Raw genomic sequence first — 24,581 nt, 5'->3', positions numbered from 1 at the left:
TTCAGTAATATTACAGATTGATGGCTATTGACGTTTTTTATTGTCATTTTTGACAGTTGCAAATTTATCACTTTTTTTTGGTTTTTAAGGTGTTGTTATTTAAGTGTTTTTTTGTATTTTTTATGTGATGTTTAGTTGAGGGGAATTTTGCGGAAGTGCGTTTTATCTCAAGTTTTATGACAATGTGAATATTAAATATTCGGTAAAACCTAAATATAAGTGTTCTTTACGTAGGTTTTGTCGAGTTAATTGTCTATCCCTGTCACATTTGATATAAAAACATCACCATCATTTCGGGAAATGGGTATGTCACATCTAAATTACAATCATCTCTACTACTTCTGGATGGTCTGCAAACAAGGCTCTGTCACTAAGGCTGCGGATGCGCTTTTCCTCACGCCGCAAACCGTGACCGGACAGATTAAAGCATTTGAAGAGCGCATGAACGGAAAACTGACCAAGCGAAATGGGCGAACCGTTGAGCCGACAGAGCTAGGGCAACTCGTGTTTAAATACGCCGACCGAATGTTCGGTTTGAGTTATGAAATGTTGGATATCGTAAATTACAGCCAGCACTCCAATATATTGTTTGAAGTCGGTGTTGCTGATGCCTTGTCCAAGCGACTAGTCAGTAAAGTACTGATGACAACCGTCCCTGAAGATAACAGTATTCATTTACGCTGCTACGAATCCACCCATGAGCTGTTATTGGAAAGGTTATCTCAACACAAACTGGATATGATCTTATCTGATTGCCCGGTTGACTCTACTCAAAGCCCTGGCCTCTACAGTAAGAAGCTTGGAGAAAGTAGCATGAGCTTTTTTGCCTCATTTGAAATTGACAAGGTGAGGTTCCCTGAAATTCTGGAACAGAAAAAGCTGTTGATCCCGGCAAGCCGCACGGCAATGGGACGTAAAGTCATTCAGTGGTTTGACCGACAAGGTTTACAGCCTGATATTTTAGGTGAGTTTGATGATGTTGCCTTGATGAAGGCCTTCGCTCGATACCATGACGATGTGATATTTCTGGCCCCGACCATGTACATGTCAGAAATTGAAGACGACCGCAAGTTACAACTAATTGGTCATGTGGATGATTTAAAAGAAGAGTATTATGTTATTTTTGCCGAGCGCATGATCCAGCATCCCGCAGTTAAGAACGTTTGTGACGCTAATTTTAGTCAAATGTTTGAATAAACACGTATCGTTGCACAAGTAAATAGATTACTATCGACAAAAATATAACCATAAATGTAAATGAGACTTAAATAACTTTGGAACTGAGGCTGAGTGTACCAATTGGCGCGTTGCTACTGGATGGGTTAATGCGGGTGGCAAAGACGAGTTAGCATTGATCTTCAACAGAAAACCACAGCAAAGTTCTCAATATTGAGATTCTCTTTATTTATCTGGATGTCACGAGAAAAGTTTTTGTATCGCAACTAGCTAGCCCGCGTTGGAATAAGTAAGTTGTAGCTAGAGGTCCAACACATGAATTTACAAGACATGGAGAAAAACTCCGCCAAAGCCGTCGTATTACTCAAAGCGATGGCGAACGAAAGACGCTTACAAATTCTTTGTATGCTACATAACCAAGAGCTGTCCGTTGGAGAGCTATGCGCAAAATTAGAGTTAAGCCAGTCGGCATTGTCACAGCACCTTGCTTGGCTGCGCCGTGATGAATTAGTAGCAACAAGAAAAGAAGCGCAAACAGTGTATTACACATTGAAGAGCGATGAGGTCAAAACACTGATCAAAACGCTTCATGGTCTTTACTGTGCCAGTTAATCATCTTGGTTAAAGAATGTGACATGCTGATGTCAGGCTGGTGGGGTTAAGAAGCGGCTAGATTGAGCATCAGAAAAGAAAAGCTGGCATAGCCAGCTTTTTTTATATCTTGATATCGAGTTTTAACCAATTTCAGATATAAAAAAACCGACATAAAGTCGGTTTTTTCTTCACTGTAAAATCAGGACTCTATTAAAGAGATTTGATTTGTGCAGCGAAACGAGACTTATGGCGAGCTGCTTTATTCTTGTGAATAAGGCCTTTAGTTGCCATGCGGTCTAGGATAGGTGTAACTACAGCGAATGCAGCAGTTGCAGCTTCTTTGTCGCCTGCTTCGATAGCAGCAACAGTTTTCTTCATGTAAGTACGCATCATTGAGCGACGGCTAGCATTGTGCTGACGACGTTTCTCAGCTTGGATAGCGCGCTTCTTAGCAGATTTACTATTTGCCAAGGGTCTAACTCCCAAAAACTTAGTTCTGTGACAATTTAAGGGCGAGGAATATCCCTCATTTGCGCTTAAATGTCAAATGATTTGTGCAAAAACCGTTCTAAGCCAAAACAAATTTTGGTAAGAGAGGTTATCGCGGTTAAGATGGCGGGGATTCTAACAGCATTTTTATACCAATGCTAATAATTATCCACTTAGAACTTACAATCGGTGGATAAATTTTTGACGTCTATTTAGAGCCCCCACGAGCTTAACAGTATAGGGTTGGCTATCTTACAGTGATATTCCGAGGTTACAGTGAGTAAACGACTACTCAAGTCAGGCATGATTGTCAGTGCTATGACTCTTATTTCGCGCGTTTTAGGCTTAGTCCGTGATGTGGTAGTGGCGAATTTGATGGGGGCAGGAGCAAGCGCAGACGTCTTTTTCTTTGCTAATAAAATTCCCAACTTTTTACGCCGTTTGTTCGCAGAAGGTGCTTTTTCACAAGCGTTTGTACCTGTATTAACCGAGAGCCACGCTCAAGGGGATATGGACAAAACACGAGAACTCATCGCAAGAGCCGCCGGGACGCTTGGGGTTATTGTGTCGGTGGTAACTCTGTTTGGTGTTCTTGGCTCTGGCGTTGTCACGGCACTGTTTGGTTTCGGCTGGTTTTTAGATTGGATGAATGGTGGGCCATCCGCAGAAAAGTTTGAGCTGGCCAGTATGCTGCTCAAAATCACGTTCCCTTACTTGTGGTTTATTACTTTCGTCGCACTTTCTGGCGCGATCCTCAATACGCTCGGTAAGTTTGCCGTTTCGTCGTTTACCCCCGTATTTTTGAACGTGATGATCATACTGTCGGCTTGGTTTATTTCGCCGCAGATGTCTCAGCCTGAGGTTGGCCTGGCGATTGGTGTTTTCTTGGGCGGCTTAGTTCAGTTTCTATTCCAAATACCTTTCCTTATTAAAGCGGGCGTGATGGTCAAGCCTAAATGGGGTTGGCGCGATCCTGGGGTAGTAAAGATACGCACCTTAATGATCCCGGCTTTGTTTGGTGTTTCCGTCAGTCAGATTAACTTGTTGTTTGATACCTTTATCGCCAGTTTTCTGCAAACAGGGTCAATTAGCTGGTTGTACTACTCCGATCGCTTACTGGAGTTTCCTCTGGGACTGTTTGGTATTGCCATTGCAACCGTCATTCTACCAGCACTTTCTCGCAAACACGTTGACGCCCACAGCGAAGGATTTGCTCATACTATGGACTGGGGTGTACGCATGGTTACGCTACTCGGTATTCCAGCCATGTTGGGGTTGATGGTGTTGGCGAAACCAATGCTGATGGTGTTATTTATGCGTGGTGAGTTTTCGCCACAGGACGTGCACCAAGCTTCACTTTCTCTGTTAGCCTACGCATCTGGCTTATTAAATTTTATGTTGATCAAAGTGCTCGCACCGGGGTACTACTCTCGTCAGGATACTAAAACGCCGGTGAAATACGGCATCATAGCTATGGTGACGAACATGGTATTTAATGCCATTTTCGCTTATTTCTATAGCTATGTTGGTTTGGCTATCGCAACCGCGTTATCTGCTCTCGTCAATATGGTGTTGCTCTACCGAGGTTTGCACTTAGCTGAGGTTTATCAGATAACTAAGCGCACTGTCTTCTTTATTATACGCTTGGTGATTGCCGGGGCTGCGATGGTTGCTGCGATTTTGTGGCAGTTGGAAGATATGTCTGTCTGGCTCGAGTGGAGTTTTGCCTACCGTAGCGGCGTGTTAGGAATGTTGATCGCGTTGGGTGCAGCCGTTTACCTTGTCGTTCTATTTTTAACAGGTGTGCGCTTAAAAGACCTAAAAGCTGGGACAGAGTAAGGGTGATTAGTATATAATCCGTCAGTTTCACACAGTGTAAAGTAAAAACAGAGGCAAAAAGCAGTATCCAATGGAACTGATCCGAGGCATTCACAATATCACATCACGTCACTATGGGTGTGTTCTGACTATTGGCAATTTCGATGGCGTACATAAAGGCCATCAACAAGTATTGCAACAAGTGTCTGAACAAGCAAAGGAACTTTCGTTACCTTCGGTTGTGATGACCTTTGAACCTCAGCCAATGGAGCTGTTTGCTAAAAACAAGGCACCGGCAAGGTTGACACGGCTGCGAGACAAGTTCGTTCAGTTAAGTAAGCTCAATATTGATCGTTTGCTGTGTGTCAATTTTAATTGTCATTTTGCCAGCTTGACGGCGGAAGAGTTTATCCGCGACTTGTTGGTAGAGCGTTTGGGTGTTAAGTTTCTTGTCGTTGGTGATGACTTCCGCTTCGGTAAAGGCCGTCGAGGGAACTTCGCGATGTTGCAGGAAGCTGGGGAAAAATACGGCTTTGAAGTCGTCAGTACCCAAAGCTTTTGTTTACAACAATTACGAGTCAGCAGTACCGCTATTCGGAAAGCCTTGGCTTGTGATGATTTGCATTCCGCACACGAGATGCTAGGAAGAAATTACAGCATCAGCGGTCGTGTTTCTCATGGGAGAAAGCTAGGCAGGACGATTGGTTTTCCTACCGCGAATATTCCATTGAAACGCTGTGTATCTCCGGTTTCCGGAGTCTATGTTGTTCAAGCGCTAGGCATAGATGATAAGCCAATTGGTGGCGTGGCTAACATTGGCCAAAGACCAACGGTAAATGGCGTTCGCCAACAGTTAGAAGTACACTTATTTGATTTTCATGCCAATTTGTATGGAAAGCAACTAGAAGTGGAACTTTTGCACAAACTTCGAGATGAGCAAAAGTTTGAGTCGTTTGAAGCACTTAAACAACAAATCGAATTGGATGCTGAGGCAGCAAGGGTGTGGCTGCGTCAGCTTAAGGGTTGAGCGGTTTATTCCACCGTTCAACATAATGTCTAATTTTCGCCCAATATAACGGAATTAAGAATCGATGAGTGAGTATAAAGATACCCTGAACTTACCTGAAACAGGGTTTCCAATGCGCGGCAACCTGGCCAATCGTGAGCCAGAAATGCTTAAGCGTTGGTACAAAGAAGATCTTTACGGTGAAATCCGTAAAGCTAAGAAAGGCAAAAAGTCATTCGTACTGCACGATGGCCCTCCTTACGCTAATGGTGACATTCACATTGGTCACGCACTAAACAAGATTCTTAAAGACATTATTATTAAATCCAAAACACTTTCAGGTTTTGACGCACCTTACATCCCAGGCTGGGACTGCCACGGTCTACCTATCGAATTGATGGTAGAGAAAAAAGTAGGCAAACCAGGGCAAAAAGTGACTGCCGCTGAATTCCGCGAAAAATGCCGCGAATACGCAGCAGGCCAGGTTGAAGGTCAAAAAGAGAGCTTCAAGCGTCTTGGTATCTTGGGTGAGTGGGATAAACCATACCGCACGATGGATTTTGATACTGAAGCGAACATCATTCGTGCGCTTGGTAAAATCGCGAGCAAAGGTCACCTGTTAAAAGGTTTCAAACCTGTTCACTGGTGTACAGATTGTGGTTCCGCGCTTGCTGAAGCGGAAGTGGAATACAAAGATAAAGTTTCTCCGTCTATCGACGTACGCTTTAAAACGGCGGACGAAGCGGCGCTTTTGTCTAAGTTCGAGCTGACTGAAGGTCATGAAGGTAAAGGTGACATCTCTATTGTTATCTGGACAACAACACCTTGGACTCTGCCAGCAAACCGCGCTGTATGTCTACGTGATGATCTTGAGTACGTGCTAATCCAAGTTGAAGGTGACAACCCTGAGCGTATCATCGTTGCCGCTGAACTTGCGAAAGATGTCATGGATCGCGCTGGTATCGAGCATTTCCACAACCTTGGCTTTGCTAAAGGTGCGGATCTAGAGCTTTCTCAGTTCCAACACCCATTCTACGATTTCACTGTACCGGCGATCCTTGGCGATCACGTTACAACTGACTCAGGTACGGGTGTTGTTCACACTGCGCCTGGCCACGGTCAGGAAGACTTCGCAGTTGGTCAAAAATACGACCTAGAAGTAGCTAACCCAGTGGGCTCAAACGGCGTTTACCTGCCAGATACTGAGCTATTCGCTGGCCAGCACGTATTTAAAGCGAACGATGCTGTGGTTGAAACGCTAAAAGAAAAAGGCGCGCTACTACATCACCACGCTTACGAGCACAGCTACCCACACTGCTGGCGTCATAAGACTCCAATCATTTTCCGTGCAACACCTCAATGGTTCGTTTCTATGGATCAGGCTGGTCTACGTGCAAAAGCACTAGAAGCAATCAAAGGCGTGCAATGGATGCCTGAATGGGGTCAAAGCCGTATTGAAGGTATGATTGAAGGCCGCCCTGAGTGGTGTATCTCTCGTCAACGTACCTGGGGTGTGCCAATCGCTCTGTTTGTACATAAAGAGACAGCAGAACTTCATCCAAACACGCTTGAACTGATCGAAAAAGTAGCGAAGCTGGTTGAAGAAAAAGGCATCCAGGCATGGTGGGATGTAGACGCAGCAGAACTATTAGGCGACGAAGCAGAGCAGTACGAAAAAGTACTGGATACGCTAGACGTTTGGTTTGACTCTGGTGTTACGCACTTCTCAGTTGTTGATGCTCGTGAAGAGTACAACGGCCACAGTGCTGACCTATACCTAGAAGGTTCTGACCAACACCGTGGTTGGTTCCAGTCTTCTCTGATTTCATCTATCGCGATGAAAGACGAAGCGCCGTACAAACAAGTACTGACTCACGGTTTCGTTGTTGATGGCCACGGCCGTAAGATGTCGAAATCTATCGGTAACGTTGTTGCACCAAAAGACGTAACCAACAAACTAGGTGCAGATATCCTGCGTCTGTGGGTTGCTTCTACAGACTACACTGGTGAAGTTGCGGTTTCTGATGAAATCTTAAAACGCAGTGCGGATGCTTACCGTCGTATCCGTAACACGTCACGCTTCTTCCTGGCGAACCTAAATGGTTTCAACCCAGAAACGGATCTGGTTCCTGCGGACGAAATGGTAGCGCTTGACCGTTGGGCTGTAGGTCGTGCACTGGCCGCTCAAGAAGAGATCGTGAAGGCTTACGGTGAGTACAATACGCACGCCGTTATGCAGCGTCTAATGCACTTCTGTTCTATTGAAATGGGTTCTTTCTACCTAGACGTAATTAAAGACCGTCAATACACAGCAAAACGTGGTGGTAACGCTCAACGCAGTTGTCAAACAGCACTTTACTACATCGTAGAAGCTCTGGTTCGCTGGATGGCGCCTATCATGTCGTTCACCGCTGACGAAATCTGGAACGAAATGCCAGGTAAGCGTGAGAAGTTTGTCCTTTGCGATGAATGGTACGAAGGCTTGTTTGGCCTGGCGGAAGGCGAAGAGCTGAACAACGACTTCTGGACTGAAATCCAGAAAGTTCGTGGTGCAGTGAACAAACTACTAGAGGCAGCACGTGCAGAGAAAACCATCGGTGGTGCATTGCAAGCTGAGGTAACACTGTTTGCTGATGACGCGCTAGCAGCGAAAATCAACAAACTGGAAGATGAACTGCGTTTTGTACTAATAACGTCTTCTGCAACGGTGAAACCAATGAGCGAGAAGTCAGACGCTGCACAAGCAACTGACATCGAAGGCTTGTTCGTTGAAGTGAAAGCGACAGAAGCTGAGAAGTGTGACCGTTGTTGGCACCACACTCCAGACGTAGGCACCATCGCGGGTCATGAGAAAATCTGTGGCCGTTGTGTGTCAAACGTTGAAGGTGAAGGCGAAGTACGTAAGTTTGCTTAATCCGCAAAATAACGACTGAACTTTTTCGCCATTCTATAGCCCCAGTATCTACTGGGGTTATTTTTATTATCCAGCACAATGTCTTATCTGTGAGTGCCTTTCTCATTATCTTTGCAAGGAGATAACGAGCGAGTTGAAACTCTCTGGTATTAATGACGGATTAGGTTCCTTATCGTGCTCGTTCCTTACTTTTGGGAATGGTATGAGTGCAATGGGTTAGTTGATTGAGATAGGGATAGAAATGAGTCATATTCCATTAAAACAATCTGGTGTACGCTGGCTGTGGCTGGCGATTGTGATTTTTTTAGCTGATATTGGCATTAAGTATGTTGTGATGAACAACATGGGGTTCGGGTGGGCAAACCGTATTGAAATTCTGCCTTTCTTCAACCTTCTATATGTCCATAACTATGGTGCTGCATTTAGTTTCTTGAGTGATCAGGCCGGTTGGCAGCGTTGGTTCTTCACTGGCATTGCTTTCATCGTGTCAGGTCTTTTGACTTACTGGATGAGCAAGTTACCCGCGACAGAAAAGTGGAATAATATTGCGTATGCCATGATTATTGGCGGCGCGGTAGGCAATGTCTTCGACCGAGTGATTCATGGCTTTGTGGTCGATTATCTTGATTTCTACTGGGGTAATTACCATTGGCCAGCCTTCAACCTTGCAGATATGGCGATCTGTCTGGGTGCTGCGATGATCATTCTTGATGGTTTTCGTAAAAAAGATGCTGAGAAGTAACGCGTGCCGACAATATTAAAATAACCCTAAGCGTCGCCCGTTGATTCGAGCGGCGCTTTTTATTATGTTGGAGCGCAACTCAGTTCGTCTGAGTATATAAGACAAAAAAGCGCATCAACGCGTTGTGCCAACCTGGACAAGTCGATGTTCAATACTATTTAGGTTGGTATTGCCCAGGAATAAGGAAGCAGTAACGTGACAACAATTACTAAAGACTCTGTAGTAACTCTGCACTTCACCATTAAAATGAAAGATGGCTCAGTTGCAGACAGCACCCATAATATGGGCAAGCCCGCTAAATTTGTGATGGGCGATGGTAGCCTGAGCGAAAACTTTGAACAATGTCTGGTTGGCCTGCAGTCAGGTGAGCAAAAAGCCATTGAACTTAAAGCGGAAGATGCGTTCGGTATGCCAAATCCGGATCATATTCATTATATGGATCGCACCAAGTTTGTTGGTGATTCTGAAGTCGAAGTTGGTACCATCATGGCCTTCAGTGGCCCTGATGGTATGGAAATCCCGGGTATTATCACCGAAATTGCTGGTGACTCAGTGACGGTTGACTTCAACCATCCTCTGGCAGGGCAAGACGTGACTTTCGAAGTTGAGATTTTGTCAGTAGAATAGCGAACCCAAGTAAAGATAACTTCCATGAGCAATGAAATGAAAATCCTATTAGCTAACCCGCGCGGTTTTTGTGCAGGCGTTGACCGTGCGATTAGCATCGTAGAGCGTGCGCTTGAGATGTATCAGCCACCGATTTATGTCCGTCATGAAGTGGTGCACAACCGTTTTGTGGTGGAAGGGCTAAAACAACGCGGTGCGATCTTCGTCGAAGAGTTGCATGAAGTGCCTGATAACAACATTGTGATTTTTTCTGCTCATGGTGTATCACAAGCGGTTCGACAAGAAGCAAAGCAACGTGATCTCACGGTATTTGATGCAACCTGTCCTCTAGTAACCAAAGTCCATATGGAAGTGGCTCGTGCTAGCCGCCGCAATATGGAAGTGGTGCTCATCGGCCACGCAGGGCACCCTGAAGTAGAAGGCACTATGGGACAGTACGCCAGTGACACAGGTGGTATGTACTTAGTGGAAACTCCCGCTGACGTAGAGAAGTTAAAAGCGATCGTTAAAGATCCTTCCGATCTGCATTACGTAAGCCAGACCACGCTTTCTGTTGATGAAACGGCTGATGTGATTGAAGAACTGCGTCGCGTTTTCCCTGATATCCAGGGGCCGCGAAAAGACGATATCTGCTACGCGACTCAAAACCGTCAGGATGCCGTTCGTGAGATGGCAAGTGAAGTGGACGTGATGGTCGTCGTGGGTTCGAAGAACTCGTCAAACTCAACTCGCCTAAAAGAGCTGGCGGAGAAGTTGGGTACGCCGGGCTATTTGACGGATTGCCCTGAAGACATTAAACCAGAGTGGTTTGAAGGCAAAGCGAAAGTTGGCGTAACCGCTGGGGCATCAGCACCAGAGGAGCTGGTTAACCAAATCCTTGAGCGTATTAAAGAGATGGTCGGTGCGCGCGCTGTGGACGAGGTCTCAGGCCGGGAAGAGAACATGTTCTTCGAAGTGCCGAAAGAGCTGCAAATCAAGCAAGTGGACTAATATCACACTCCATTTATCGAAGATGTAAAAGGCGATCTCAGGGTCGCCTTTTTGATCGAATAGCTTGGTGCTTGTACTTAGTGCTTATACCAATCTGGAAAATTAACTGGTCAGGGAGCAGGGTTCGATAAACAAACTCTATTTGCCATGGATGGCAAATCGAAGCCCCATGGATGGGTTGATGCGTGTTTGTGTTCGATACCTGTTTTCTGGTTCTCTATCATTAAGTATGACCACTTTCCTACTTAGGTTAGTATTAATGGCTAATACCCAACATCTCTTTAAGCACTTTTAGGTAGCGACGACTCACTGGAATCTCAAAGCCGGTTTTAGTGATGATTTCCGCTAATCCATTCTCTAATAATTTAATCTCGCTAATCGCTTTAATACTGACCAGGTACTGTCGGTGGCAGCGCACCAGTGGCGTTTTTTCTTCCAGTGTTTTCAGCGTTAGCTGCGTGCTCGCAGTTTGGCTGATTGAACGAACGTGTACGCCGCTGATGTCACTATAGGCACATTCAACCGTATCGGTGGCCATGATCACAATTCGGTTATGACCAATACAAGGAATTTGGTCTAACGTATCAGGCGTAATTGCGGAGAGTTGTTGAGTCAGTGTCGACTGGCTAATAGTTTTATGCAGACGCTTCACGGTTTTGTTGAGGCGCTCTGGATCGACGGGCTTCAGTAAATAGTCAAACGCATTATCTTCAAACGCCTGAATCGCATACTGATCATAGGCTGTCACAAAGACCACGTAGGGCATGGTTTCCGGATCAAGCATGCCAAGCAACTCAATACCGGTAACTTGTGGCATCTGAATATCTAAGAACACCACGTCAGGTTTGAGCTCATTGATTTTCTTCAGGCCGAGAATGGCGTTTGAGGCATCGCCTATCACGTCTACCTGGCCTGTTTCTGACAACAACTCAGCTAATTCTTCACGAGCAAATTGTTCATCATCAATGACGAGTGCGGTTAACATCCATTCTTACCTTGTGTTGCGACTGACGTTTTACGAATTCGTGGGAATGATAAAACTCATTTTAGTAAATTGATGCTTCTCGCACGCAATTTTTAGCGCTGAATCACGCCCAAATTGATTTGTGAGACGTTTGTCGACAATTTCCATGCCTAAACCAGAGTGGTTATCTTTAGGTGGCTCAAAACTGCCTGCATTGTCTTCCACGGTAATCAGATGGCCTTGTGGATGTGCTTGGCTGTATATTCTCACCTTGCCGCCTTCCAGCATATTGGAAACGCCGTGTTTAATCGCATTTTCTACCAAGGGCTGAAGTGTAAAGCTTGGTAACTTGATGTCCAGCAATTCTGGTTCAATATCTATCTCGACTTCGAGGCGGTCAGTAAAACGAGCCTTTTCAATACTCAGGTAAGAATTCACATGAGCAAGCTCTTCTTTTAGCGTCACGGTATTGATGTTCTGTTTTAAGTTGCTGCGGAAGAAGTGAGATAAGTTTTGGATAAGTTCACGCGCTTTATCCGGATCACGACGCGTGATCGCACTGATGGTATTGAGTGCATTAAACAAAAAGTGTGGGTTAACCTGAGCGTGAAGTAGCTTGATTTCTGCCTGAGCTAATAAGGTTTGTTGTTGCTGATAATCGCCATATAAAATCTGGCTGGATAGCAGCTGTGCAATCCCTTCGCCCATTGACATATTGACCGTTGAAAACAGCTTTCTCTTAGGCTCATAAAGTTTGATAGTGCCAATGACTTCCTTACCTGCACGTAATGGTATGATAAGCGCTGAACCCAGCTTGCAGTCTTTGGCAATTGAGCACTGATAAGGGCGCTCAGTGCCATCGAGATAAATAATGTCGTTCTTTTCCATCGAATCTAAGGTACTTTGCGATGAAATCGGGGTATTCGGTTTGTGGTGATCATCGCCGATACCAACAAAGGCGAGGATTTTTTCCTGATCGGTAATCGCGACCGCGCCTACTTTGGTCTCTTCATAAATAATACGGGCGATTTTTTCTGCGTTTGCGGTGTTAAAACCGTTACTTAAAATACCCACTGAGCGGTCGGCAATGGTTAACGCTCGACGTGAGAAAGTCGCCGAATACTTTTCAAAAATGGTTTTTCGATCTTGAAGAATACTCATGAACAGAGCAGCACCAAACGAGTTGGCTATGATCATCGGAGCGGCAATCGCAGAGACCAACTCATAAGCCTGATCAAACGGCTTTGCAACCGCAAGCAGCAATATCATCTGCACCACTTCTGCTACAAAGGTAATACTGAATACCACGCTTGGGTTAAATAGCAGGCTACCTTTGTTACGTTTGATTAGGTACACATGCAAAAGACCACCGATAACCCCTTCTGCGGTGGTGGAGATCGCACAGGCCAAATCGGTAAAACCACCCAGCGTGTAGCGGTGAATACCGCCAGTAAATCCAACCGCAAAACCCACGACAGGCCCACCAAATAATCCTCCCATCACTGCACCGATAGCACGAGTATTGGCTATCGCATCATTGATGTGCAGGCCAAAGTAGGTGCCGAGAATACAAAAGCCTGAAAAGAGTACATAGCAAATTAAGCGGTGGCTTAAGCGAGAAGATATGCTCAGCAGAGGCAATATAATGGGCGTTTTACTCAGCATGTATGCCAGTACTAAGTAAACACACATTTGCTGTAAGAGAGAAATAACCAGTTCCATAGCGAACCTAACCTGAAATTAATGCTGTTATTGTATACCTAAACAACCTCAAGGTTTTATCAGCCTTTAAAGTCATTTGGGTATAAAACAAAAAGAGCCTGCGTGGGGCAGGCTCTTAATCTTAATCACTCAGTGAATGTGCTGAGATTAAGCAGTTTCAGATACCGCTTGTGGTTTCTCTTCGTCAGCCAGTTCAGTTTCGCCTTTACCTTTAGAGGTTTTGATAACGTAACCTGTTACAACGAGTGAGAAGATGATACCTGCGATAGTTGACACTTGCATTGGCAGACCAAAACCTAGTGAGCTGTTGTTCAGAATGAACGTTGCACACACTGTTGTCATAAACATTGCAGGGATAGTGGTAATCCAGTGCAGTTTGTTGTGACGTAGTAGGTAAGCCGATGCAGTCCAAAGCATCATTACTGCTGTTGTTTGGTTTGCGAAACCGAAGTAACGCCAGATGACACCGAAGTCAACTTGAGTCAGGATGCCACCGATAACGAACAGTGGAAGCGCCATTAGTAGACGGTTACGCAGTGTTTTCTGTTCCATGTTGAAGTATTCAGCAAGGATCAGACGGCTTGAACGGAACGCTGTGTCACCTGAAGTGATAGGTAGGATAACCACACCTAGGAACGCGATGATACCGCCGAACACACCTAGCAGGCCAAATGATGCGCTGTAAACAACGTTACCAGGACCACCATTCTTCACAGCTTCTGACAGTGCGTCTAGAGAACCGAAGAATGACAGAGCGATAGCACACCAGATTAGCGCGATAACACCTTCACCGATCATTGCACCGTAGAATACGAAGCGACCGTTTTTCTCGTTTTCCATACAACGCGCCATCAGTGGAGACTGAGTCGCGTGGAAGCCAGAGATGGCACCACATGCGATAGTGATGAACAGTGCTGGCCATAGAGGCATGTCATTCGGGTTTAGGTTGCTGAACATGTCCGATACTTGGAAGTCACCCATTACTGTGTGCTCGCTAGAGAATGCGACAGCAGTCATCAGGCCAACAGACATGAAAATCAGTAGTGCGCCAAACAGTGGGTAGAAACGGCCAATGATCTTATCAACAGGAACGATAGTCGCAATGATGTAGTAAGCAAAGATGGCGATAACCATTGTTGTCATGCTTACGCTTAGGCTTGTTTGATCGTTGATTAGGTTGGTGATCATGCCAGCCGGTGCTGATACGAATACCACACCAACAAGAAGTAATAAGACAATGGCAAAAATGTTCATAAAGTGTTTTGCGCCATTACCTAGGTAACGTCCAGTAATGGTTGGTACAGAAGCACCGCCGTTACGAACAGATAGCATACCGGAGAAGTAATCGTGTACCGCACCAGCAAAAATACAGCCGATAACAATCCATAACATTGCCGCTGGGCCGTATAGTGCACCCATGATTGGGCCAAAGATAGGACCTACGCCAGCGATGTTAAGTAGCTGAACCAGGTAAACTTTCTTGGTTGACATTGGAACATAGTCAACACCATCTGCTTTAGTGTGAGCAGGCGTTTGGCGTTTTTCATTGATGCCGAAAATTTTCTCGACGAAAGCGCCGTAGATGAAGTATCCGCCGATTAGGGCTGCGACACAGGTTAGAAACCACATCATAACTATTGTCCTTAGTTTGTAGGATAGGGTAATTGTTTTAATTTCAGGATGCATGTTAAGGGCTGCTGTTGTTAATTGCATTCGCTTAGTCGGTAAGTGGTCGAATAGGACTACGAATGGTCGATATGGCCTTTGAGTGGTTTTGGGTACCGCTCAGTGGTTGCTCTGAGCCGTGAATGGTATTTTGATGTGATGAGTGGTTCTGATTTAACGGTTAGCGGTCGGTTGCCTCCGTCAGCGGTTAAATACGCAGATAAACGGTCAAAGTTAGAAATTAGTGGTAAGCTTATTTTGAAAACAAATTTTTAAAACAAAGAGTTAAGGGAAAATATGAAAAAGGCAACGTTAGGGTTAGCGCTGGCTTTATTGGCAGGGTGTTCCGCGACTACAGAAGATCTCGCTCAGTCAGGCGACTGGTATCAAATCGGCTATCAGGATGGCATCGCGGGTCATACATCACGTACCGTGAAAGAGCTAAGCGCAATGGGCAATGTAAAACAAGGAGATTATGACCAAGGTTATCTGGAAGGTTTGTCTGAATACTGTAACCCTGATTTTGCGTATCAGATTGGACTATCTGGTCAGTATTACGAAGGGGTGTGCGAAGGGACGAAACAAGCGCAAAAGTTCCGAATGGAATGGCAGCGTGGTTGGAACGAATACAGCAACTAACGACGTTTCATAATCAAGACGACCCTCTGACTTGTTCATCTTCTGACAAATAGGCTGAACTTGTTTGGTTTACTTTTGCTATTGAATTTGATTTCTGAGTGACCGATGATGAAAAAGTACCTCCTGCTCACCTTAGTTTTATTACCACTGACAGCGAATGCGTCTAATGCCCTGAAGGATACCATCAAAGCTAAACGTAAGTACGAGCATAGCAAAAATCATATTACTAATACGCTTGATAACACTAAGCGTGATATCGAAGAGATCACCAGTGGCACTTACGTACAGAATCAGGCCAAACGTGAGGCTAAAAAAGCGACCAGTAAGTACACCAATAAAGTGGAAAACGTTAAGAACGCTACCGATCCTGAACATATTAAACGCAAAGCTAATAATGAGCTCAATCGTCAGGTTGATGAATGGCTTTATGAAGATTAAGCAGTAATAAAAAGGTGACACTATGTCACCTTTTCATGCGTACTTATTTGTGATTATTTAGGCTGGTGGGTTTCTACCGCTTTACGCAGGAAACCATCCTGATGCGCCAGTTGGTGGCGGGCTGAATCGATATCCAGATCTGTGAGGATCATTAAGATCGCCAATTTTACCTCATAGTCGGTTTGTTTGAGCACGGCAGTTGCCTGATCTTTACTGCAGTCCGTCGCTTGCATCACGATACGAGCGGCGCGTGCGACCAGTTTGTCATTGGTGGCTTTAACATCCACCATTAAGTTTTGGTAGCTCTTACCAATGCGGATCATACTTGCTGTTGTCAGCATGTTCAGCACCAGTTTCTGTGCCGTTCCTGATTTCAGACGGGTAGAGCCGGTTAATGCTTCGGGACCGACAACCGGGCTGATCGCGATATCAGCGATATCGGCAATAGGAGAGTCCGGGTTACAAGACAGCGCTACTGTTGTTGCGCCAATCTCATTGGCATACTCTAATCCGCCAATCACATAAGGCGTTCTGCCACTGGCTGCGATACCAACAACCACATCGCTTTTATTGAAGTTGAGTTTCTTTAAATCTTGCTCGCCGAGTAAAGGAGAATCTTCAGCACCTTCTTTCGCTTTGAGGATAGCTTCTGGTCCGCCTGCTATTAAGCCAATGACCATTTTGTCGGATACCCCAAACGTTGGCGGGCACTCTGATGCATCCAAAACGCCTAAACGACCACTGGTACCAGCACCCATATAAACCAGTCTGCCGCCCGCTTTAAATGCTGCAGTGATCTTATCGACCGCCAATGCTATCTCAGGAAGGACCTTTTCTACAGCAAGAGGAACCAGTTTGTCTTGCTGATTAATGCGCTGAACAATATCCAGTGAAGGCAGTAAGTCGATATCCATTGTTTCTGGGTTACGACCTTCAGAAACGAGCTGGGATAAAGCTGCAATAAGTGCGTCGTTTGTCATAATTAAGCCTTCATTATTAATTTTTTGAATACAATACACCGAGTGAAGCCAGTCGACTTGCCCCGGTGACTTCCGGTAAATTGCTCGGCAAACCGTGAATATGGCGCTGAGCTAACCACGCAAACGCCATTGCTTCCATATAGTCGCCATCAACGCCTTTTTCGTTAGTTGTGGTCACTTGCCATTGAGGCATTAATTCGCTTAAGCGTTGCATCAACAGTGGGTTTCTCGCTCCGCCTCCACAAACCAGCAGTTGCGGAGATGTGCCGTAAGTAAATTTCTTTACTTCACTGGCGATGGTGATAGCGGAATACTCGCATAATGTGCGCTGAACATCTTCTGCAGAGAGTGAATACCCAGTTAGTTGGGATTGTAACCAATCGATATTGAACAGTTCGCGGCCGGTACTTTTGGGTGCTGCGCGCGTTAAATAAGGCTCTTGCAGTAATTGATTGAGCAGTGCTGGATTGACTGTGCCTTGCAGTGCAAATTGTGCGTCTTTATCGAACCCTTGAGCCGTATGCTTCTCGCACCAGGCATCCATCAACATATTGCCCGGCCCTGTATCGTAACCAATCACCGGTTGCTGTGGATGCAAAACGGAAACATTGGCAATGCCACCAATGTTTAAAACCACGGTTGTCGAGTCTTGCATGGCGAAGATACTTTTGTGGAAAGCAGGAACAAGAGGCGCGCCTTGACCGCCAAGCGCCATATCCTTGCGACGAAAATCCGCTACGGTGTCGATACCGGTTTTCACCGCGATAATATTGGCATCACCCAATTGAGTGGTAAAAGGATACTCGCCCGTTGGCTGATGGAACACCGTTTGACCATGGTTGCCAATCGCGCGTATTTGCTCAGCCGAATAGCCTGATTTATCCAACAGCTGGAGAACGGCATCGGCAAACAGGTGACCAAGCTGGTGGTCGAGTTCACCAACGGTTTTCAGGTTCGTCTCCTGACCGGTGCAAACGGATAATAAAGCCTGTTTCAGCTGGGCAGGCATTGGATAATCATCGTGGGCAATAAGCTGAACGTGGTTTCCTCTAATCTCAACCAAAGCGGTATCGACACCATCCATACTCGTGCCAGACATCACGCCAATGTAAAGTTCGTTAAAATTCACAGCCGATCTCGTCAATTCTTCATTCGCTTATTGTAAAGCAAATCTGAAGCGAATAACCTCACTTGATAGCAGATATTTGAGGAGAAAACATGGGTCCGTTATGGGTTGACGTTGCAGGCTATGAGCTGACTGCTGAAGACAAAGAAATTTTGGAGCATCCAACGGTTGGTGGCTTGATTCTGTTTACACGGAATTATCATGACAGTGAGCAACTTCAGGCGCTTACCCAGTCTATCCGCAAAGCGGCGAAACGTCCGCTACTGATTGGTGTTGATCAGGAAGGCGGGCGCGTACAGCGATTTCGTGAGGGCTTTTCTCTTATCCCTGCTGCTGATGAATATGCTAAACATCAAAACAGTGAAGAGCTTGCTCAAATGGGCGGCTGGCTTATGGCTGCGGAGCTGATTGCTCATGATATTGATTTGAGCTTCGCCCCTGTATTAGATAAAGGCCATCAGTGTAAAGCGATTGGTAGCCGAGCCTTCGGGGAAGACGCCAATACCATCCTTCGTCATAGCACTGCGTACATGCAAGGGATGAAAAGCATTGGTATGGCGACAACAGGTAAACACTTTCCCGGTCATGGTGGCGTGATTGCTGACTCTCACCTGGAAACACCCTATGACGAGCGCAGTGATATCTTTGAACAAGACATGGCGATTTTCAAAGCTCAAATAGAAGCCGGCATTCTGGATGCCATGATGCCAGCTCACGTCATTTTTCCGAACTACGACTCTCAACCTGCCAGCGGTTCCGAATATTGGCTGAAAACAATTCTGCGTCAGCAACTTGGTTTCAAAGGTTTGATCTTCTCTGATGACTTGACCATGGAAGGCGCGGTTATCATGGGCGGGCCTACAGAACGCTCCATTCAGGCTTTGAATGCAGGGTGCGATATGCTGTTGATGTGCAATAAACGAGAGGCTCAGGTCGAAGCTCTGGATAACTTACCTATCACGAGTGTGCCGCAAGCCAGCGCGTTACTGAAAAAACAGAGCTTTTCTCTGAGTGAGCTCAAGTTGTCACAAGAGTGGAAACAAGCCAGCGAAGCGATGAAGCGTTTAATTCCATAAGCGTGAGTACTTTCAAGCACGTAAACTGCTAAAAACATCGAACTCAAGCCAAACTTAAGTTAAGTTTGGCTTTTATTTTGTGTAAATTTAAGTTTACATTAAATGTTTTTTAAAATGTACACTTGTTTTTATCATTTAGCCTGTTATCTTGTCGTTAAAGCTTAGTTGTCTCACCAAGGATTTGGTTGGGTGTAAAAATTAATATACAGGTCAAGGTTATGAAAAAAAGTGAATTGAGCGACATTAACATCGTCGAAGAACAGGTTCTTATCACTCCAGATGAGTTAAAAGCGAAACTGCCTCTGAGTGACAATGCACGTCGCTTTATCCAAGAATCTCGTCAAACTATTGCTAACATCATTCATAAGAAAGATCACCGTCTGCTTGTTGTGTGCGGACCTTGTTCTATCCACGATGTTGATGCGGCGAAAGACTACGCAAAACGTCTTAAAGCACTTTCAGAACAACTAAGCGACCAACTGTATATCGTTATGCGTGTTTACTTTGAAAAGCCTCGTACTACCGTTGGCTGGAAAGGTTTAGTCAATGACCCGCATCTGGATGGCAGTTTTGATATAGAACACGGTCTGCATGTTGGCCGTGAGCTGCTGGTTGACCTGGCAGAGATGGAAATTCCGCTTGCGACAGAAGCTCTTGACCCAATCAGCCCTCAGTACATCGCAGATACCTTTAGCTGGGCAGCGATTGGTGCGCGTACAACGGAATCACAAACTCACCGTGAAATGGCAAGTGGCCTATCGACGCCAATTGGCTTCAAAAACGGTACTGATGGCAGCTTAGCTACTGCTATTAACGCGATGCAAGCCGCATCATCTAGCCACCGATTCATGGGGATCAACCGTGAAGGGCAAGTGGCACTGTTGACGACCAAGGGTAACCCTAATGGTCACGTAATCCTGCGTGGTGGTAAGCAGACTAACTATGATTCGGTATCCGTAACTGAGTGTGAACAAGAAATGGCGAAGTCAGGTCTTGACGCATCACTAATGGTTGACTGTAGCCACGCGAACTCGCGTAAAGACTACCGCCGTCAGCCGCTGGTTGCTGAAGACGTGATCCACCAAATTCGTGAAGGCAACAAGTCTATTATTGGTCTGATGATCGAAAGCCATATCAATGAGGGTAACCAATCTTCTGACCTGAAACTTGAAGAGATGGAATACGGTGTCTCTATCACCGATGCATGTATCAATTGGGAGTCAACTGAGGCACTATTACGTCATGCGCACGAAGAGCTGGTGCCTTTCTTAGAGAATCGCCTAAAAGGCTAAAACGGAACTTATTTAAAGGAACATCAATGGCAGTTGAACTTAACGCATTACGCGATCAGATTGATGCAGTCGACAAGCAAATGCTTGAGCTTTTAGCCCAGCGTTTATCGCTGGTAGAAAAAGTGGGTGAAGTAAAAAGCGAACACGGTTTGCCAATTTATGCCCCGGATCGAGAGGCTGCGATGTTAGCGTCCCGTCGAGCTGAAGCTGAGAAAATCGGCGTCCCCCCGCAGCTGATTGAAGACATTCTTCGTCGTACTATGCGTGAGTCTTATGCCAGTGAGAAAGATTCCGGTTTTAAGTGTCTGAACCCAGAATTACGCTCAGTTGTGATTATCGGTGGTAACGGTCAACTGGGCGGTCTATTCGGTCGTATGTTCAAATTGTCGGGCTACCAGGTCAAAGTGCTGGGCAGCAAAGACTGGGATCGTGCGGATGAGATCCTGGACAACGCGGGTTTAGTCGTGGTCACGGTACCTATTCATCTGACGGAAGGGGTTATCGAGAAGCTGGGTAACTTGCCACAAGATTGCATTTTGTGTGATTTAACCTCGATTAAGTCGAAGCCACTGCAAGCGATGCTTAAAGTGCATTCTGGGCCAGTTGTCGGCCTTCACCCGATGTTTGGCCCTGATGTTCCTAGTCTTGCTAAGCAAGTTATCGTTTACTGTGACGGTCGTGGTAATGAGCATTATCAATGGCTGCTACAACAATTTGGTATTTGGGGGGCAAGCTTGTGTCAGATTGAAGCTGAAGAGCACGATCATGGCATGACACTGATTCAGGCACTACGCCACTTTACGTCGTTTGCTTACGGCATGCATTTGAGTAAAGAGAACCCGAATATCGAACAGTTACTGAAATTAAGCTCGCCAATCTACCGTCTTGAGTTGGCGATGGTTGGACGACTGTTTGGTCAGGACCCGAACCTGTACGGCGATATCATTTTCTCTTCCCAAGACAACATCGATATGATCAAACGATTCCATCAGCGTTTAGGTGATGCGGTCTCGATTCTGGACGGTAAAGATAAAGCTAAGTTTGTGGAAAGCTTTAAGCAGGTCAGTGATTGGTTCGGTGACTATTCTCAACAGTTTATGAATGAGAGTCAGAACCTGCTCAAGCAAGCCAATGATAGTATCCATCGTGGCTAATTGACTGGACTGATACAAAAGCAAAGAGCAGCGATGGCTGCTCTTTTTTTTGCTGGCAATCAGTTAATCACTGTGTCGTTGCTCTCTTCACTGGCGATTGTGTCTACAGTCTCTATGCTGGTGTCTCGGTAAGGTGAATTGGTTAAGTTAATTTGCAGGCGAACGACATCGTCAATCAACTGAACTAATGGCCCCCATTTTACTTTTTTCTCTTTTTCAAATACGTAGTTGAAGTTCTCTGGTGTCCAGTCCATCAGGTATTGAGGGTTCAACGCGCGTCCGAGAAAGCGTACTTCGTAATGCAGGTGTGGTCCTGTGGAGTTACCTGAGTTACCACATTGAGCAATGACATCTCCTTTACTGACAAACTCACCACTTTTCACTTTGAAGTGTTGCAAGTGCGCGAAAGAGCTCATAAAACCAAATGAATGACGCAAGGTGAGGTAGTTGCCATAACCTCGGTTGCCTGGACGAACCGTCTCCACAACGCCATCCGCAGGGGCCAGAACTTCTTCACCTCGTTTACAGGTTAAGTCGATACCAGTATGAACGTGTCGTTTGCCTGATATTGGATTGATTCGACTGCCGTAAGAAGAAGAGATGCGTTGGTAGGTGATTGGACTATCGTTAGGGATAAGACGAAACATGGTGGCTCTTACTGCAGAGTCTATTGCGGCGGCGTCAATTCTCTCTTCAAGCGCTAAATTGTTCTCATCGAGCATCACCTCTTCGTCGGCCAAACCCAGCACCGACTCGACATCGAATACACGTTTACCCAGCAGCTGAATTTGGTTATTTCGGTCAGTTAAAGACTGAGAAAGTGAGTGATTGGTATCGAGCTGTTCTTCGTAAAGCGAGGTGATTTCGTTTTTCTCACTCTCCAGTTTAGCGACGGCTTGAACCAGTACATCCTGATCATAGCGCTGTTGCTGGTTCATATACCATGCACCACCAATAACGGCAGGTAACGCGATGACTGAAGCCAATACGGTAACGACCGAAATGCGGCCAAAGTAAAATTGCTGATCGCCGTTTTTGGTCGGGATCTGAATGATGATTTTTTTAGACATAGTGATAGTTACTTTAGCAGGCATTGGTTATTTATTTCCTACAGCGAAAGAGCTTTCACATTCGTGTGGAGGTTCGTTGTTGCCTACATTCAATTCTGAAAATTATTGTTAGCAGCTGCACTTTCAATCAGCATCAGCCTTATTACATTTTACATTGTTCGATTTGCTGGGGAGGTTTGGTCGACAAGCGATGAAAAAAGCTACCTCTGTGTTGTGTTTTTTATTAGCAATGACCGAACGAACTGAATCATATATCAAAAAGCACAAGAAGTGTGCGATTATTCATTGAAAGTGTTGAGGCGGCTAAAAGTGATGTTGGTTCAACCTTTGATAAAAAGAAAGGCCGCTATAATAGCGGCCTTTGTTCAAATTACAATCGGACTCTGCTGAGATCGTCAGTGAACGCCCATGTATCAATATGAGATTACTTCGCGATACGCTTGTATTTGATGCGATGAGGCTCTGCAGCTTCAGGGCCCAGCGTCTTCTTCAACCAATCCATGTACTCGGTGTAGTTACCTTCGTAGAAGTTAACCTGACCTTCGTCACGGTAGTCGATGATGTGTGTAGCGATACGGTCCAGGAACCAACGGTCGTGCGAGATAACCATTGCACAGCCTGGGAATTCAAGTAACGCTTCTTCTAGTGCACGCAGTGTTTCAACATCAAGATCGTTGGTTGGTTCGTCGAGTAGCAGTACGTTGCCGCCCGCTTTGAGCAGTTTCGCAAGGTGTACACGGTTGCGCTCACCACCAGATAGTTCACCAATGACTTTCTGTTGATCAGAACCTTTGAAGTTGAAACGTGAACAGTATGCTCGTGCAGGGATTTCAAAGTTGTTGATCTTGATGATATCAGCGCCTTCAGAAATCTCTTGGAACACGGTGTTTTTGTCGTTCATTGAATCACGGAACTGCTCAACCGACGCCAGCTTCACGGTATCACCCAGTTCGATCGTGCCTGAATCTGGTTGTTCTGTACCACTTAGCATTTTAAATAGTGTTGATTTACCTGCACCGTTGGCACCGATGATACCGACAATGGCACCTTTGGGAATGCTGAATGACAAGTCATCGATCAGTACACGGCCGTCGAACGATTTCGTCAGGTTATTTACTTCGATAACCTTATCACCCAGGCGCTCACCTGGCGGGATAAACAGTTCGTTGGTCTCGTTACGTTTCTGATGGTCATTGTTTTGTAGTTCTTCAAAGCGAGCCATACGCGCTTTAGATTTCGCCTGACGACCTTTTGGATTCTGACGAACCCATTCAAGTTCTTTCTCGATGGTTTTTTGACGAGCTTTCTCTTGAGACGCTTCTTGTTGTAGACGAGCATCTTTCTGCTCTAGCCAAGAAGTGTAGTTACCTTCCCATGGAATACCTTCACCACGGTCTAGTTCAAGAATCCAGCCCGCTGCGTTGTCAAGGAAGTAACGGTCGTGGGTAATCGCAACTACGGTGCCTGTGTAATCAACCAGGAAGCGTTCTAGCCAAGCCACTGACTCAGCGTCCAGGTGGTTGGTTGGTTCGTCAAGAAGAAGCATGTCTGGCTTCTCGAGTAGAAGACGACAGATAGCGACACGGCGACGCTCACCACCTGACAGGTGTTCAATCTTCTGATCCCATTCTGGAAGACGCAAAGCATCCGCTGCACGTTCTAGAGCATTATCCAGGTTATGACCATCTTTTGCTTGAATCAGAGCTTCTAGTTCGCCTTGTTCTTTTGCCAGGGCATCAAAATCCGCATCTGGTTCTGCGTATGCCGCATATACCGCATCCAGACGTTTCAGCGCGTCAGCGACATCTGATACCGCTTCTTCTACGATCTCACGAACGGTTTTTGATTCATCCAGTACCGGCTCCTGAGGAAGGTAGCCCACGTTAAGTCCAGGTTGTGGACGTGCTTCACCGTCGATATCCGTGTCGATACCCGCCATGATACGTAGCAGGGTAGATTTACCTGCACCGTTCAGACCTAAAACACCGATTTTCGCACCAGGGAAGAAGCTCAGAGAGATGTCTTTAAGGATTTGACGCTTAGGTGGCACAATTTTGCTCACCCGCGACATGGTATATACGTATTCAGCCATTGCCGAT

21 protein-coding genes are annotated in these 24,581 nt (G+C 45.7%); 13 read left to right on the top strand and 8 right to left on the bottom strand.

From position 1 onward, the window contains the following. Positions 1-306: 306 nt before the first annotated feature. Positions 307-1,197 (top strand): transcriptional activator NhaR, encoded by an 891-nt coding sequence (gene nhaR, locus RXX31_RS14200; RefSeq protein WP_317590170.1) that lies wholly within the window; start codon positions 307-309, stop codon positions 1,195-1,197. A 294-nt stretch (positions 1,198-1,491) separates the two neighbouring features. After that, positions 1,492-1,788 (top strand): ArsR/SmtB family transcription factor, encoded by a 297-nt coding sequence (locus RXX31_RS14195; protein ID WP_237317474.1) that lies wholly within the window; start codon positions 1,492-1,494, stop codon positions 1,786-1,788. Between the two features lie 192 nt (positions 1,789-1,980). Here the strand turns inward: RXX31_RS14195 and rpsT are convergent, their stop codons facing one another. Continuing rightward, positions 1,981-2,241, bottom strand: coding sequence for a 30S ribosomal protein S20 (gene rpsT, locus RXX31_RS14190; protein ID WP_317590167.1), 261 nt, complete (start codon positions 2,239-2,241; stop codon positions 1,981-1,983). A 294-nt stretch (positions 2,242-2,535) separates the two neighbouring features. Here rpsT and murJ point away from each other — a divergent pair, with 294 nt between their 5' ends. From murJ to ispH, 6 genes are all read left to right on the top strand, one after another. Further along, positions 2,536-4,098, top strand: coding sequence for a murein biosynthesis integral membrane protein MurJ (murJ, locus tag RXX31_RS14185; protein WP_317590166.1), 1,563 nt, complete (start codon positions 2,536-2,538; stop codon positions 4,096-4,098). Positions 4,099-4,168: 70 nt separating this feature from the next. Beyond that, positions 4,169-5,104: a bifunctional riboflavin kinase/FAD synthetase gene (gene ribF / locus RXX31_RS14180; RefSeq protein ID WP_317590164.1), complete on the top strand. Its 936-nt coding sequence runs from the start codon at positions 4,169-4,171 to the stop codon at positions 5,102-5,104. A gap of 64 nt (positions 5,105-5,168) precedes the next feature. Continuing rightward, positions 5,169-7,997 carry an isoleucine--tRNA ligase gene (gene ileS / locus RXX31_RS14175; protein WP_317590162.1) on the top strand — a complete coding sequence of 943 codons (2,829 nt, stop codon included), beginning with the start codon at positions 5,169-5,171 and terminating at the stop codon, positions 7,995-7,997. 241 nt (positions 7,998-8,238) lie between these two features. Next, the gene (gene lspA, locus RXX31_RS14170) at positions 8,239-8,739 is read left to right on the top strand and encodes a signal peptidase II (RefSeq protein ID WP_317590161.1); all 501 of its coding nucleotides are present in this window, start codon (positions 8,239-8,241) and stop codon (positions 8,737-8,739) included. Between the two features lie 195 nt (positions 8,740-8,934). Continuing rightward, a complete protein-coding gene (gene fkpB / locus RXX31_RS14165; RefSeq protein ID WP_237317483.1) occupies positions 8,935-9,366 on the top strand; it encodes an FKBP-type peptidyl-prolyl cis-trans isomerase in 432 nt (143 codons plus the stop codon). A 24-nt stretch (positions 9,367-9,390) separates the two neighbouring features. Next, the gene (ispH, locus tag RXX31_RS14160) at positions 9,391-10,356 is read left to right on the top strand and encodes a 4-hydroxy-3-methylbut-2-enyl diphosphate reductase (RefSeq protein ID WP_317590158.1); all 966 of its coding nucleotides are present in this window, start codon (positions 9,391-9,393) and stop codon (positions 10,354-10,356) included. Between the two features lie 256 nt (positions 10,357-10,612). On the opposite strand, the gene btsR is transcribed toward ispH, so the two are convergent. From btsR to RXX31_RS14145, 3 genes are all read right to left on the bottom strand, one after another. Continuing rightward, positions 10,613-11,341, bottom strand: coding sequence for a two-component system response regulator BtsR (btsR, locus tag RXX31_RS14155; protein ID WP_317590157.1), 729 nt, complete (start codon positions 11,339-11,341; stop codon positions 10,613-10,615). A 30-nt stretch (positions 11,342-11,371) separates the two neighbouring features. After that, complete coding sequence (locus RXX31_RS14150) at positions 11,372-13,042, bottom strand: sensor histidine kinase (protein ID WP_317590156.1); 1,671 nt, start codon at positions 13,040-13,042, stop codon at positions 11,372-11,374. A 147-nt stretch (positions 13,043-13,189) separates the two neighbouring features. Next, positions 13,190-14,674: a carbon starvation protein A gene (locus tag RXX31_RS14145; RefSeq protein ID WP_317590155.1), complete on the bottom strand. Its 1,485-nt coding sequence runs from the start codon at positions 14,672-14,674 to the stop codon at positions 13,190-13,192. A gap of 330 nt (positions 14,675-15,004) precedes the next feature. Between RXX31_RS14145 and RXX31_RS14140 the strand changes: the two genes are divergently transcribed. Both RXX31_RS14140 and RXX31_RS14135 read left to right on the top strand, forming a co-directional pair. Continuing rightward, the gene (locus RXX31_RS14140) at positions 15,005-15,346 is read left to right on the top strand and encodes a DUF2799 domain-containing protein (protein WP_014230874.1); all 342 of its coding nucleotides are present in this window, start codon (positions 15,005-15,007) and stop codon (positions 15,344-15,346) included. Between the two features lie 108 nt (positions 15,347-15,454). Beyond that, complete coding sequence (locus RXX31_RS14135; protein WP_317590153.1) at positions 15,455-15,784, top strand: hypothetical protein; 330 nt, start codon at positions 15,455-15,457, stop codon at positions 15,782-15,784. Positions 15,785-15,837: 53 nt separating this feature from the next. Here RXX31_RS14135 and murQ read toward each other — a convergent pair whose 3' ends face one another. Together murQ and RXX31_RS14125 are read right to left on the bottom strand one after the other, a co-directional pair. After that, positions 15,838-16,764 carry an N-acetylmuramic acid 6-phosphate etherase gene (gene murQ, locus RXX31_RS14130; protein ID WP_317590152.1) on the bottom strand — a complete coding sequence of 309 codons (927 nt, stop codon included), beginning with the start codon at positions 16,762-16,764 and terminating at the stop codon, positions 15,838-15,840. Between the two features lie 16 nt (positions 16,765-16,780). Further along, on the bottom strand, positions 16,781-17,893 hold the full coding sequence (locus RXX31_RS14125; protein ID WP_317590151.1) for an anhydro-N-acetylmuramic acid kinase: 1,113 nt from the start codon (positions 17,891-17,893) through the stop codon (positions 16,781-16,783). Between the two features lie 89 nt (positions 17,894-17,982). Between RXX31_RS14125 and nagZ the strand changes: the two genes are divergently transcribed. The 3 genes from nagZ (at position 17,983) to tyrA (ending at position 21,412) form a co-directional block, all read left to right on the top strand. Continuing rightward, positions 17,983-18,966, top strand: a complete 984-nt coding sequence (gene nagZ / locus RXX31_RS14120) for a beta-N-acetylhexosaminidase (RefSeq protein ID WP_317590150.1) — start codon at positions 17,983-17,985, stop codon at positions 18,964-18,966. Between the two features lie 218 nt (positions 18,967-19,184). Next, positions 19,185-20,258 carry a 3-deoxy-7-phosphoheptulonate synthase gene (locus RXX31_RS14115; RefSeq protein ID WP_317590148.1) on the top strand — a complete coding sequence of 358 codons (1,074 nt, stop codon included), beginning with the start codon at positions 19,185-19,187 and terminating at the stop codon, positions 20,256-20,258. Between the two features lie 26 nt (positions 20,259-20,284). Continuing rightward, positions 20,285-21,412 (top strand): bifunctional chorismate mutase/prephenate dehydrogenase, encoded by a 1,128-nt coding sequence (gene tyrA / locus RXX31_RS14110; protein ID WP_317590146.1) that lies wholly within the window; start codon positions 20,285-20,287, stop codon positions 21,410-21,412. 59 nt (positions 21,413-21,471) lie between these two features. Here tyrA and RXX31_RS14105 read toward each other — a convergent pair whose 3' ends face one another. Together RXX31_RS14105 and ettA are read right to left on the bottom strand one after the other, a co-directional pair. Further along, entirely contained in the window at positions 21,472-22,482 is a 1,011-nt protein-coding gene (locus RXX31_RS14105; RefSeq protein WP_317590341.1) for a M23 family metallopeptidase, read from the bottom strand. A 424-nt stretch (positions 22,483-22,906) separates the two neighbouring features. Further along, positions 22,907-24,574 (bottom strand): energy-dependent translational throttle protein EttA, encoded by a 1,668-nt coding sequence (ettA, locus tag RXX31_RS14100; RefSeq protein WP_317590145.1) that lies wholly within the window; start codon positions 24,572-24,574, stop codon positions 22,907-22,909. Positions 24,575-24,581 lie beyond the last annotated feature (7 nt).

The organism is Vibrio sp. EA2 (assembly GCF_033042495.1).
Taxonomy (GTDB): domain Bacteria; phylum Pseudomonadota; class Gammaproteobacteria; order Enterobacterales; family Vibrionaceae; genus Vibrio.
This window is presented reverse-complemented; position numbering and strand designations above follow the sequence as displayed.

Excerpts from the sequence above, each read along its gene's own strand:
- RXX31_RS14115 (WP_317590148.1), top strand. The coding sequence starts at position 19,185 with ATGAAAAAAAGTGAATTGAGCGACATTAACATCGTCGAAGAACAGGTT.
- nhaR (WP_317590170.1), top strand. The coding sequence starts at position 307 with ATGTCACATCTAAATTACAATCATCTCTACTACTTCTGGATGGTCTGC.
- ettA (WP_317590145.1), bottom strand. The coding sequence starts at position 24,574 with ATGGCTGAATACGTATATACCATGTCGCGGGTGAGCAAAATTGTGCCA.
- RXX31_RS14150 (WP_317590156.1), bottom strand. The coding sequence starts at position 13,042 with ATGGAACTGGTTATTTCTCTCTTACAGCAAATGTGTGTTTACTTAGTA.
- btsR (WP_317590157.1), bottom strand. The coding sequence starts at position 11,341 with ATGTTAACCGCACTCGTCATTGATGATGAACAATTTGCTCGTGAAGAA.
- ispH (WP_317590158.1), top strand. The coding sequence starts at position 9,391 with ATGAGCAATGAAATGAAAATCCTATTAGCTAACCCGCGCGGTTTTTGT.
- murQ (WP_317590152.1), bottom strand. The coding sequence starts at position 16,764 with ATGACAAACGACGCACTTATTGCAGCTTTATCCCAGCTCGTTTCTGAA.
- tyrA (WP_317590146.1), top strand. The coding sequence starts at position 20,285 with ATGGCAGTTGAACTTAACGCATTACGCGATCAGATTGATGCAGTCGAC.
- RXX31_RS14145 (WP_317590155.1), bottom strand. The coding sequence starts at position 14,674 with ATGATGTGGTTTCTAACCTGTGTCGCAGCCCTAATCGGCGGATACTTC.
- lspA (WP_317590161.1), top strand. The coding sequence starts at position 8,239 with ATGAGTCATATTCCATTAAAACAATCTGGTGTACGCTGGCTGTGGCTG.
- ileS (WP_317590162.1), top strand. The coding sequence starts at position 5,169 with ATGAGTGAGTATAAAGATACCCTGAACTTACCTGAAACAGGGTTTCCA.
- RXX31_RS14105 (WP_317590341.1), bottom strand. The coding sequence starts at position 22,482 with ATGTCTAAAAAAATCATCATTCAGATCCCGACCAAAAACGGCGATCAG.
- RXX31_RS14195 (WP_237317474.1), top strand. The coding sequence starts at position 1,492 with ATGAATTTACAAGACATGGAGAAAAACTCCGCCAAAGCCGTCGTATTA.
- RXX31_RS14135 (WP_317590153.1), top strand. The coding sequence starts at position 15,455 with ATGAAAAAGTACCTCCTGCTCACCTTAGTTTTATTACCACTGACAGCG.
- ribF (WP_317590164.1), top strand. The coding sequence starts at position 4,169 with ATGGAACTGATCCGAGGCATTCACAATATCACATCACGTCACTATGGG.
- RXX31_RS14140 (WP_014230874.1), top strand. The coding sequence starts at position 15,005 with ATGAAAAAGGCAACGTTAGGGTTAGCGCTGGCTTTATTGGCAGGGTGT.
- nagZ (WP_317590150.1), top strand. The coding sequence starts at position 17,983 with ATGGGTCCGTTATGGGTTGACGTTGCAGGCTATGAGCTGACTGCTGAA.